10 protein-coding genes are annotated in these 11,554 nt (G+C 37.7%); 1 reads left to right on the top strand and 9 read right to left on the bottom strand.

What is annotated here, in order from left to right; genetic code table 11:
* Window positions 1-143: 143 nt before the first annotated feature.
* From IV87_RS03380 to IV87_RS03355, 6 genes are all read right to left on the bottom strand, one after another.
* The gene (locus IV87_RS03380) at window positions 144-1,844 is read right to left on the bottom strand and encodes an adenine deaminase C-terminal domain-containing protein (RefSeq protein WP_057805501.1); all 1,701 of its coding nucleotides are present in this window, start codon (window positions 1,842-1,844) and stop codon (window positions 144-146) included.
* A 36-nt stretch (window positions 1,845-1,880) separates the two neighbouring features.
* Entirely contained in the window at window positions 1,881-2,900 is a 1,020-nt protein-coding gene (locus IV87_RS03375) for an extracellular solute-binding protein (RefSeq protein WP_236698961.1), read from the bottom strand.
* A gap of 44 nt (window positions 2,901-2,944) precedes the next feature.
* The gene (locus IV87_RS03370) at window positions 2,945-3,979 is read right to left on the bottom strand and encodes an ABC transporter ATP-binding protein (RefSeq protein WP_057805499.1); all 1,035 of its coding nucleotides are present in this window, start codon (window positions 3,977-3,979) and stop codon (window positions 2,945-2,947) included.
* Between the two features lies 1 nt (window position 3,980).
* Window positions 3,981-4,778 carry an ABC transporter permease gene (locus IV87_RS03365; RefSeq protein WP_057805498.1) on the bottom strand — a complete coding sequence of 266 codons (798 nt, stop codon included), beginning with the start codon at window positions 4,776-4,778 and terminating at the stop codon, window positions 3,981-3,983.
* Window positions 4,771-5,607 (bottom strand): ABC transporter permease, encoded by an 837-nt coding sequence (locus tag IV87_RS03360; protein ID WP_307724337.1) that lies wholly within the window; start codon window positions 5,605-5,607, stop codon window positions 4,771-4,773. Before IV87_RS03360 ends, IV87_RS03365 begins: the two co-directional genes overlap by 8 nt.
* A 157-nt stretch (window positions 5,608-5,764) precedes the next feature.
* Window positions 5,765-6,889: an NADH-dependent flavin oxidoreductase gene (locus IV87_RS03355; RefSeq protein WP_057805497.1), complete on the bottom strand. Its 1,125-nt coding sequence runs from the start codon at window positions 6,887-6,889 to the stop codon at window positions 5,765-5,767.
* A 318-nt stretch (window positions 6,890-7,207) separates the two neighbouring features.
* Here IV87_RS03355 and IV87_RS03350 point away from each other — a divergent pair, with 318 nt between their 5' ends.
* Complete coding sequence (locus tag IV87_RS03350) at window positions 7,208-8,605, top strand: DHA2 family efflux MFS transporter permease subunit (protein WP_074693808.1); 1,398 nt, start codon at window positions 7,208-7,210, stop codon at window positions 8,603-8,605.
* A 682-nt stretch (window positions 8,606-9,287) separates the two neighbouring features.
* Here IV87_RS03350 and pyrE read toward each other — a convergent pair.
* Genes pyrE through IV87_RS03335 form a run of 3 tightly spaced genes read right to left on the bottom strand, consistent with a single transcriptional unit; the run spans window position 9,288 to window position 11,536 of the window.
* Complete coding sequence (gene pyrE / locus IV87_RS03345; RefSeq protein ID WP_057805495.1) at window positions 9,288-9,896, bottom strand: orotate phosphoribosyltransferase; 609 nt, start codon at window positions 9,894-9,896, stop codon at window positions 9,288-9,290.
* Between the two features lies 1 nt (window position 9,897).
* The gene (gene pyrF / locus IV87_RS03340; protein WP_057805494.1) at window positions 9,898-10,620 is read right to left on the bottom strand and encodes an orotidine-5'-phosphate decarboxylase; all 723 of its coding nucleotides are present in this window, start codon (window positions 10,618-10,620) and stop codon (window positions 9,898-9,900) included.
* On the bottom strand, window positions 10,613-11,536 hold the full coding sequence (locus IV87_RS03335) for a dihydroorotate dehydrogenase (protein WP_057805493.1): 924 nt from the start codon (window positions 11,534-11,536) through the stop codon (window positions 10,613-10,615). The genes pyrF and IV87_RS03335 overlap by 8 nt, the downstream gene beginning before the upstream one ends.
* Between the last annotated feature and the right edge of the window lie 18 nt (window positions 11,537-11,554).

Genomic DNA, 11,554 nt, shown 5'->3' with positions numbered 1-11,554 from the left:
ACTACTGAGCCCATTTGCTTCCAGACTAGGTGAGCCACAAAACGAGCTTACTTTTTTCAGGTTAAGTCGTTTAACAGTATTTATTGAAGTAATTTTGATACTTTCAACCTTTAGTAAATAACTAAACTATTTGCAATTTTTACTTATTCCAAATTTGGGAACAGTGCTACTGGCCTTTGACTTTTCACATCAAACATTCCACGGTCTGATATTTTTAACTCTGGTGAAACTAATAGCGACAAGGTAGAAAATGACATAATTTCATTAGTATTATGATACCCTAGTGCTTGCATTTGTAATCGTACTTGTGCAATTTGTTTTCCTAATTCAGCTATTGGAACAGTACTAACAACACCTCCAACTGGTAATGGTGCATTAGCAACTATTTTTCCATTGGAAGCCACCACATAACCTCCTTGCTCTTCAACTAACTTATTTTGTACCCGCACTATTTCTTGAATATCTGTACCCAGTAGAAGAATATTATGATGATCATGTGCCCATGTTGCACCAACTGCACCAGCTTTACTTAATGCATTTTTGACTAACGCAAATGCCAAATTACCTGTTCTACCGTAACGTTCTTGAACGACAGCTAGGCTAAGACCTGCTGACTGCCAATCAACACGATGATTTTTAACCAAAAGCTGCATTTGCTCACGTTTAGTAAAAGTACCTTTTGGACTGATCGAAATTATATTTGCAGTAACTTCTCCATTCGGCTGATCAATAGTTAGCTGCAAATCATCGGCAGTCAATGGTCGAGCTTTTATTGTGTGTAACAGATAAGGTGGAAAATTTGATTTAACCGGACTAGCATCATTAGTTATCACTTTTTTACCAGATTTATAAACGGCGTCAATTTTAAAATCTTGAAGATTGTTTAACACAATAAAATCTGCAATGCGACCGGGAGCAATCTGTCCACGATCCCATAACCCCATTCTTCTTGCAGGGGTGTATGTTGCCATGTAAATTGCTAATTCTGGTTGCAGTCCTAACTTGATGGCTAAGCGTACAATTTGATCAAGATGTCCCTGACGCAGATCATCGGCCATTACATCATCAGTCACCAATGCAACATGTTCAAACAGCTGTTCTTTTTGAACCGTTTTTATCACTTCTGCATTTAAAGATTTCCGTTGAAGTTGAACAAACATTCCATTCATTACTTTTTCAACTAAAGATTCAGGGGTCTGTTGAGTATGATCAGATGTAATCCCGCTAAAAATGAATTTGGCCAAATCTAAACCAGTGTATTTTGGACAATGCCCTTCTAATGGCATTGTCGGTCGTGCTCGTCGACACACATCTATAATTTGTCTGATCATAGAAGTAGGATCGGCTGTTATTCCCTGAAAGTTCATTGCTTCTCCCAAACAAATAATTCGCGGATCTTTAAGTAACTCTTGCGTTTCTGCAACACCGATTACACCACCAGTTGTTTCCATCGCTGAAGTTGTTGATGGTACAGATGAAGGTAATGCATAAAAAGCATCGATTGGTATCGGTTGTGCCATAAAAGCTTTAAGGCCATCAATTCCAGCCACATTAGTAATTTCATGCGCATCTGCAATAATAGTTGTGGTTCCATACTGTGCTACAGCCTGTCCAAAAGCAGTAGGGGTTGTCATTGAACTTTCAATATGCATATGTGAATCTACTAATCCAGGAACTAAATATTTACCTTTTAGATTCAGAATCTTTTTGGGTTGTATCGTATCGATATTCTTTGTTAACCAGTAAAATTTACCATTAACTACACTAACATTAACCAAACGAAATTGCCGTGAAACACTATTATAAACCTGTGCATTCGTAATCAATAAATCAACTGTTACCACAAAAATTCCTCCTCCATACTTTACTCAATTCAAACTTTATTTATTCATTAACTTATTCCACTTAGTAATCCAAGTAGTTAAATGATCATTAACATAATTAAAGTTAATTGTCTTTGCACGTTTTGCAATTGAACCATATGTCTTATTTTTCGAATTATTAGCTGATAGCTTAACCGTCTTATTAACCGGTACATTATTTAAAGACTTTGTACTTGCAACAGCCTTTTGTGCCTTTTTCCCAAGTCGATAGTCAATATACTTATATGCAGCTGCCTTATTTTTGCTTTTTTTAAGAATTGAAACAGTATCATAGTTTGCATAAGTTCCACTTGCTGGAACAGTGTAAACGGTGTTGGAATCAGCATCTTGAATCATACTAACAGCAAAATCACCCACTACAGCAACATCAATTTCACCATTTTTAAACATATTTGCTAAATCAGAGCTTTCAGTATAGGTTTTGACAACATTTGGTTTAAGTTCCGCCATCGCTTTAAATGCAGCAGTCCCACCATCCTCAGTTACTTGAGTACCGGCATGATCGCCGGCAATATACAACATTGCTGGACCGAACGTTGTGGTAATATCAGGGATGGCAATTTTATTCTTTAACTTACTGTTCCAAAGCTGATTCCAACTAGTTATCTTGCCTACTTTTTTGGGATTATAAATTATTCCAACAGAATTAACCGTATATGGCACACTATTGGTTTGTTTAGCTAACTTTTGTTGTGCTGTAGATAGATATTTAAAATTCTTCAATTTGCTCGTATCTAGTTTTGCCCATGTCCCCTTTTTGTAACCAGATAAGGCGTTGTTTTGTGATAGTTCTATTACGTCCACGCCATTATTAGGATTATGTGCTACTTGAGTATATCGGGCAGCACTATCGCCAGATTGTGTTTTAACTGTAACCTTGGTTTTTTTGGTAAATGGTTTGGTTACATCACGAGCCATTTGTTTTGTTGAAATACCAAAAGTAGATAGAGTCAAACTACTACTTTGACTCGATTTTACTGAACATCCTGTCAATAATGCCACAACCACTAGACCCATAACTAACAAACTTCTTTTTTTCATTTGAAATTCATCCTTTGTTTTTATTTTTTTAAACCTAATAATGCAGCAGCAGGTAATTCTAGCTGAACATTTTGTCCATTGCTTAATCGTTTAGATCCTAAATAATCAACTTTCAAATTTCCGATACACGTTGACACTGTGTATCGATAAGCATTTCCCAAAAAGACACTAGATTGAATCTCACCAGAAACAATATTTGTTTTAGCGGTTGATCCTAAAACTATTTGATTTGGTCGAATACTTAATGAAGTTACACCATCAACAGTACTATTAATATCCAATTTCACATTTTTTACATAAAAACTAGTTGATGAAATCTTCTTTGTTACCGATAAAAAATTTTCATACCCAATAAAACGTGCCACAAAAACAGTTTTTGGTGCTCGATAAATCTTTTGCGGTGTATCAAATTGTTCAATCACACCTTGATTCATTACAGCAACTCGATCTGAAATAGCAAAACACTCTTCTTGATCATGGGTTACAAAAACAGTTGTTGTATGCATAAGCTGTTGTAGACGACGGATTTCCTCACGCATCGACACACGTAATTTTGCATCTAGGTTACTTAATGGTTCATCTAATAATAATAATTTGGGATTAACGACTAGGGCTCGCGCTAAAGAAACTCGTTGTTGTTGGCCACCTGATAAGGCATCAGGAAATCGTTTTTCCAGCTTTTTTAGACCGGTTGCAATCAAAATATCATTTACTCTTTTTTGAATGATTGATACCTTCTCTTTACGTTGCCGCAATCCAAAAGCAACATTATCAAAAACGTTTAAATGAGGAAAAAGTGCGTAACTTTGAAAAACCATCCCAAAATTACGTTTATGTACTGGCAATTTACTAACATCTTTACCATCAATCAACACTTGCCCATCCGTTTGGCGTAAAAGACCAGCAATAATTCTTAACGTTGTTGTTTTCCCACAACCACTTGGACCCAGGATCGAGATCAGTTCGCCATTTTTAACATGCAAATTCAGCGATTTCAAAATTTCAAGATGTTTGTCATAACTCATATTTAAATTTTTAATTTCTAATTCAGCCATTTTAACTCCTATCTTTTGACAGCGCATTTAATCCTATAAAATGTTCTACGAGAATCATGAGCATCGCAGTAAATAACATTAATAAGACTGAAACAGCAGATACGGTTGGATCATAGTTATTTTGCAAATAATTCAAAATTGAAGTTGGTAACATATTTAGATTTGGCCCGTTTAAAAATAAACTTATTGGGATGTTGTTAAATGAGTTAATGAAAGAAAGCATAAATGCTGCAACAATACTGGAACGAATACTTGGTAGTGTTATCGTTAAAAATGCATGTATTCGTGAACTACCATATATCCACGCCGCTTCTTCTACATGAACGTCCAGCATTGTCATACTTGCTGTTATCAAACGCACTACATAAGGTAAGCATAGTAAAAAGTGACCAACTAGCAAAGTGACTAACAAAGGTAGTTGAAAAAGAATCACCATCGCCTGATATAATGCAAAACCAATTACAATTTCTGGAATAAAAGTTGGGCTAAGGAACAGAACCTGAAACCATTGTTGATGGTGTATGTGATAATGAGTAAGTGCATACACTAGTGGTACACCAACTAAAAGAGCTAAAGCACTGGCCAAGATGGCAACTAAAAAACTCATTTCAAATCCTGACACAAAATCTGGTTGAGCAAAAACATTAGCAAACCATTTAAAGGTAAAACCTTGAATTGGAAAGTCAATTGTTGCCCCACTACCAAATGCAGTAACAACAATCATAAATAACGGTGCAATTAAGAAGAATAAAACCACACAACTAATTGTAATAAGAACCTTGTTGTTTGTTTTAATCATTTACAGACCTCCGATCCAATTGCTTGGCCACAAGTCGCATCATCCCTAAAACTAAAACAGTCAAAATGATCAAAATTATTGCTACCACACTAGCACTTGACCAATCACCTAAAGTCATTGCCTGCTGATAAATCAAAGTTGACATAACTAAATGTCGATTTCCACCAAGCAACTGCGGTGTTGTGTAAGCTGTCATAGCACCCGCAAAAACTAAAATACAGCCAGTTAAAATTCCAGTAGTTAACTGAGGAATCATTACCTTAAAAAAAGTTACTAATGGCCGTGATCCAAGAATCGCAGCAGCTTCTTCCACCTCAACATTAAGTTCTTGAACACTGCTGACTAGTGATGTAACCATAATCGGTAAAAATAAATAAACCGAACCAATAACAATTGCCATATCGGAATATAACAATGTAAGTGGTTGGTCAATAAAGTTTAATTTTAATAACAATGTATTAAGCACACCATTTTTACCTAAAATAATGATCCAAGTAAAATTGCGAACTACCGCATTCGTCAATATTGGAAACAAAATTACAACTGATAACAAATTGCGTACTGTGCTCCGTTGTCTTGCAATCCAAACCGACAATGGTAATCCTAATGTTAAAGTAATTATCATCGTGATAAAGGCGATTATTAAGGTTCTGATCAAAACACCTTGATTATAATGACTTTGTAGAAAAGTTATGTAATTACTTAAACCAAAATGTCCGGCAAAGGTTGGCAAAGCTATTTGAATAACTGGAAAAAACAAAAATAACAAGATAGCCAAAACACCAGGTAAAAGTAACAAGAAAGCCGAACGATTTCTAATTTTAATCATCTCCTGTTCGTATGTAGTAAATATAGAATAGCATATTTTCATGAACAATCAAAGAGCCATTATTATTAAAAGTTCGTGTTTTGGAATGATTTTTGATTTAATGTAACAAAAAAAATCACCAACTAACAAAATTCGTTAATTAGTGAATTTTTCTTATTTAGGCATTGGTAATATGAATTGTCTTTTTAAACGGACCGTTCAGGAAATCCCACAATGGTGCGGTAATTCCTAATTCATCCAAATCACTTGGCGATAATTCATAGCGGATTGAATCTTCATCGCCGGCAACCACTTTTTGAACCCAGTTTGGTTCTCTAATAAGTTCTTGTCCTAAGGCCGCAAACTCAAAATCATCCTCAATGACCTTTTCTGCATCTGCTGGTTTCGTAATTTGACCGACCACAATCATGGGAACTTTATGAGCCACCACGTTTTGAATTTTTTCAATAAGTGGCTGTGTATCAGTTTTATTATTCAAAGATGTTTGCCAAACTCGATTTAAAGAGACATGTAAATAATCAATACCACTTTCAATTAAATTGGGAATTAAGGTCAACGTATCTTCAATTCGAATGCCTGGATCTTCAATTTCTTCTGGTGAAATTCGATAACCGACGATAAATGTGGACGGCGCATACTTATCAACTACTCGTCGGATTTCTTCAACAACACCAACAGGAAAATTCATCCGTTGATCCAGCGTGCCGCCCCACTGATCACGACGGCGATTAGAATGTGGAGAAAAGAACTGTTGAATCAAATAAGTATTGGCACCATGAATTTCAACGCCATCAAAGCCAGCTTTAATCGCTCGTTTTGTTGCGTCACCAAAATCTTTAATAACCGTTTCAACTTCTTCTTCGCTTAATTCGCGTGGGGTTTCTGAATCCGGTCGTAATGCCTTCACTGCACTTGCACTAACTGGCTGTTCGCCACGCAAAATTGCGGTATTTGTCATTCGCCCAGCATCAAAAATTTGCAAAATAGCTTTAGCACCACGACTTTTCATGGCAGCTGCTAGTCGTGCCAATTGTGGTACATCTCGATCTTCATTTACGGCCAATTCGCCCTCAAAACCTTTGCCTAGTTCCGAAACATTGGCACAACCGGTGATTTCAATTCCAACACCGCCCGCACGTTTGCGATAATATTCAATTTCATCGTTGGAAACAATGCCATTTTCAAAGGCACTTCGTTCGGTCATTGGTGGCATAACAATGCGGTTCCTCACTGTTGCACCATTAGCGAAAGTATATGGTTTTAAAAATTGATAATCTGACATAGAGTCATCCCTTTTTTATAAGTTAATCAATTTTATTATAACTTTAAACACACAATTGTAGCCCTATTTTGACTCGCTTCAAATTTCATTTTCTGTTTTATATAATTTTTTTGAAAATTACCCTTGGCATTTTCAAAATTTATTCGATATAATGAAAGAGTAATCAAAACTGAAGCACGTATATTTATGTGTTTATTGTTCAACTTCCAAAAGAAGATATTCAGTGGTTTTTAAATAAGTTAACCTCCAATTCTAGCGAAAGTGCAACATACCTTATTAAGGTATATGGTGCTTCAGTTAAAATTTGGAGGTTTTTTTATGCAAGAAGTATCATCAGTTAGTTCCAAAACGAAATTATCAATCGTTGGCAGTGCCGGTTTAGCCTTTTGTGGCGTGCTGGTGGAAACCGCCATGAACGTGACTTTTCCAACTTTAATGGCACAATTTCACGAGAGTTTAAATAACGTTCAGTGGGTAACCACCGCATATTTATTAGTTGTAGCAGCAACCATGACGGTAACTGCATTCATTCAGCGCCGATTTAAATTCAAAGCAATTCTTGGTGCTGCTGGACTACTGTTTATTTTGGGAATTTTATTTTCTGGAACAGCCACATCCCTTGTCATGTTATTAGTCGGAAGAATTATTCAAGGAATTAGTACCGGTCTAGTGATGCCACTCATGTTTGCCATCATCATGCATCAAGTTCCCCTTTCTAAACAGGGACAGTATGTTGGTATGGCCGGAATGGTGGTTGCTTTTGCGCCATCTCTAGGACCGACTTATGGTGGCTTCATTACCCAGATGTATGCGTGGCCACTCATTTTCTGGTTAACTCTACCAATTGGAGTACTAAGTTGTTTACTAGCTCTATGTACAGTGCAACAAGGTCAAGCACCAGTCAAAAGTCATTTTCCATTAATACAGTTTTTACTTGTCTTTCTAGGATTGACGGGTTTAACGTTAGCCGTTAATTATGCTGGAAACGGCAGTTTGATCACGCCACTTGTCTATGGAAACTTTATCTTTGGGCTTTTATGCTTTGCCATCTTTATTGTCTTAGCGCTTCGTAACGCGCAACCATTAATTAACATCCGTATTTTCAAAAACTCATTATTTACGCGCGCGGTTTTAATTTATTTCTTGATTCAGTTCGTTCAAATTGGGCTAACTTTTGTATTACCAACTTTTGCCCAACTTTCTTTAAGACAGGGTGTGATGTTATCTGGAATGATGCTCCTGGCTGGTAGTCTACTTTCCGCCGTTATTGCACCGTTTACAGGTCGACTTCTTGATCATTATTCAGCAAAGATTCCTTTTTCCATTGGGGCGGTCTTTTTGTTAGTTGGCATCGGCCTGTTACTTATTTTTACAAACTATTTGTCAACTGTAACCATTGTCATTTTCTACGCCATTTACATGTTAGGGTTTAGCTTCTTATTCAACAATTCATTAACTTTTGGGTTGCAACAGCTAAAGCCAACTGAAATTGGTGATGGTAATGCCATTTTTAATACGCTGCAACAGTATTCTGGTTCACTAGGAACTGCCATTGCCTCAACTATTTTGGCGATGACAACACAAAACATTCCGCATTCATCAACCATTAAGCAAACTGTTGTGGGTAGTCATGATGTCTTTACGTTCTTTGCCGTTTTGTGTGTGCTGGCCACTTGTTTGATCATTTCATTACCTAAAAAGGTTAATGACCATTAGCTAAAAAATCTTCACTGTTAACGAAACAACTTTCGTAATTCAGTGGAGATTTTTATTTTATCAAACTGAAAATTTAAAGAAACAAATGCAACTTTATTTACTGCTATGAAACAGTTTAATTCCTAAAGGTTAAAAATATTAAAATTACGTCAATAACTGACGTTAAACGACTTAGCCTAAAAAAAGTCTAACTGTCGTCTTGCAGTTCACATGATCTGGACCAGGGTACGAGTTCTTGCGGTTGATTTTTGCCACAGGAATCGACATCGTATGAAGCATTGAAGTTTTCGGCACAAAAACTAACCCTTATGTGTAATTTGACACTTCAATAATGCCCAATAATACTGATATAACAACTTTTATATCGATGTATTGTGTGTTGATTGCAGAGATAAGACTTAGTCTGGAAGCAAATGGGCTCAGTAGTGTCGTTTATCTTAGCGGGTTTCGCTTAGATAAAGGTCGAGCTTAGAGACGTGCATTTCGGCTCTAAGTCGTGCCCACTACTACGCAAAGAAGAATGATTTTCGTTCCGAAAATCTTGATACTCCGTACGATGTCGATTCTTGTGGCCCAGACCGCCGCAAGAACTCGCACTACGTTCCAGCCCAAATTTGCTGGAAGACGGCATTTTAATCTAACCGACATTTTTTACAAAATAACCGTAACATTCAACCTTTGCTTATAAATGCCAATTCTTTAAAATAGCTAGTTCAGCATCACTAATTTTATTTTCAGCTTTAGCTACCTTAATTAAGGTGCTGTAATTAGTAACGGTTTGCAAAGGAATGTGTGCTTGCTTGAAATTGACATCTGCCGCCGCTAACTGATAGCTAAAGATTCCAGCCACACCGACCACCTTGGCATTATCTTTTTGAACAGCTTGCACCGCACCCAAAACACTTTTACCTGTGGAAATAAGATCATCAATGACAACGACTTTTTGTCCGGCTTTCAAAACACCTTCGATTTGTTTACCTTGTCCATGATCCTTTGGTTTGGAACGCACATAAATCAAAGGTAAATTTAACGCTTCCGCTACCCAAGCCGCGTGCGGAATTCCTGCCGTAGCGGTGCCCGCAATCACCTCAGCATCTGGATAATTGGTTTTAATTACCTCCACTAATCCTTTACAAATTAATTGACGAACTTGGGGATAAGAAATTGTCAGTCGGTTATCACAGTATATCGGGCTCTTTAATCCACTTGTCCATGTGAAAGGTTCGTTTGGTCGTAAAGCCACTGCTTTGATTTCTAATAAAGAATGGGCAACCTGTTCAGCAATTGTCATTTTAGTTTTCCTCCTTAAATTCGTTTGCAATTTGTTGATAAGCGATTTGGGGATTATCACTTTGCGTAATCGGACGCCCCACAACAATACCATTACTTCCTAACTGAGCGGCTTTTGCTGGTGTCACAACGCGCTTTTGATCATCTTGTTTAGCTTGTTGCGGTCGAATTCCTGGCGTAATACACAAAAACTTTTCACTAACCACTTCACGAATAAACGGTACCTCCAAAGCCGAACAGATGACCCCATCTAAACCAGTTTTTTGAGCTAATTGCGCATAGTTTTGCACCGATTCTTTCAAAGAAATTGCCACATGTTGTTGTGTATGTAAAATCTGTTCATCAATTGAAGTTAATTGAGTAATTGCCAATAATTTAGCGGGCTGTGCTCCAATTTCTTGCGCCCCTTGTAACAATCCTCTTTTTCCAGCAGCCAACATTTCAGCACCACCGGCCGCATGAATAGTGGTCATTTTAACACCCAGTCGGCCAATCACCCGTGCCGCACGTTCCACTGTATTAGGAATATCATGCAGTTTTAAATCTAAGAAAACATCAAAGCCCAGTTGTTGAACCTGTGTCACGATATCTGGTCCAAAGTGGTAAAACAATTCCATCCCAATTTTAATTATGGGTCGTGGTTCAACTTGTAATTGTTCCAAAATATCAATCACCTGATCAATATTGGCAACATCCAAGGCCACAATCGGTTCATATTTAATCAAAGTTAACCTCCTGCAATTCCTTCAAAGTTTTGACACCATAGTAATTCATCACAGTTGGTAATTGTGCAATAATTTTAGGACAACTCAGCGGATCATGAAAATTCGCTGCTCCCACTTCAACAGCACTAGCGCCAGCCATCATCATTTCTAAAACATCTTCTGCACTTGAAATGCCACCAACCCCAATGATAGGTAATTGGCAAACTTGATGAACTTTATGAATCATTGCCAAAGCAATTGGTTTCAAAGCTGCTCCTGACAAACCACCGGTTCCGTTTGCCAACGCTGGTTTGCGAGTCTTTAAATCAATGCTCAACCCGGTTAAAGTGTTAATCATGGTTAATCCAGCTGCACCACCGGCTTCTGCTGCCAAGGCGATGGCCGTCACATCCGTAATATTAGGAGTTAGTTTCACATACAGTGGTACGTGACTCACTGCCACACACTTGCGCGTCAGATCTTCAACTAGTTTTGGATCCGTTCCCATCGCCAGGCCCCCATTTTCAACATTGGGACACGAAATATTCAATTCAATCGCCTTAATACTAGGTGATTCGTTGAAGTTTTTGACGACTGCAATGTACTCATCTTCACTAAAACCAGCCGCACTGGCAATAATCGGCAACTCCGGAAAATGGGTGTCCAACCAAGGTAATTTTTCTGCCACAGCCTGTTTGACACCAACATTTTGTAACCCATTGGCATTTAACCACCCTGCTGTGGTAGCCGTTGTCCGTGGTTTCGGATTGCCTGCCCGCGGTTGCAAAGTAGTTGATTTAATCACTAGGCCGCCTAACAGATTCAAATCAAAGCGTTGGGCAAACTCTTGTCCGTACCAACAGGTTCCACTGGCGGGCATCACTGGATTCTTCAACTCTAACCCTGGTAAACTAACTGCTAATCTATTCTCTGACATGCGCTCATCCTCCGTTTT

Source organism: Pediococcus ethanolidurans (genome assembly GCF_001437405.1).
GTDB lineage: Bacteria > Bacillota > Bacilli > Lactobacillales > Lactobacillaceae > Pediococcus > Pediococcus ethanolidurans.
The sequence above is the reverse complement of the archived record's forward strand: the minus strand, read 5'-3'. Positions and strand labels throughout refer to the sequence as shown.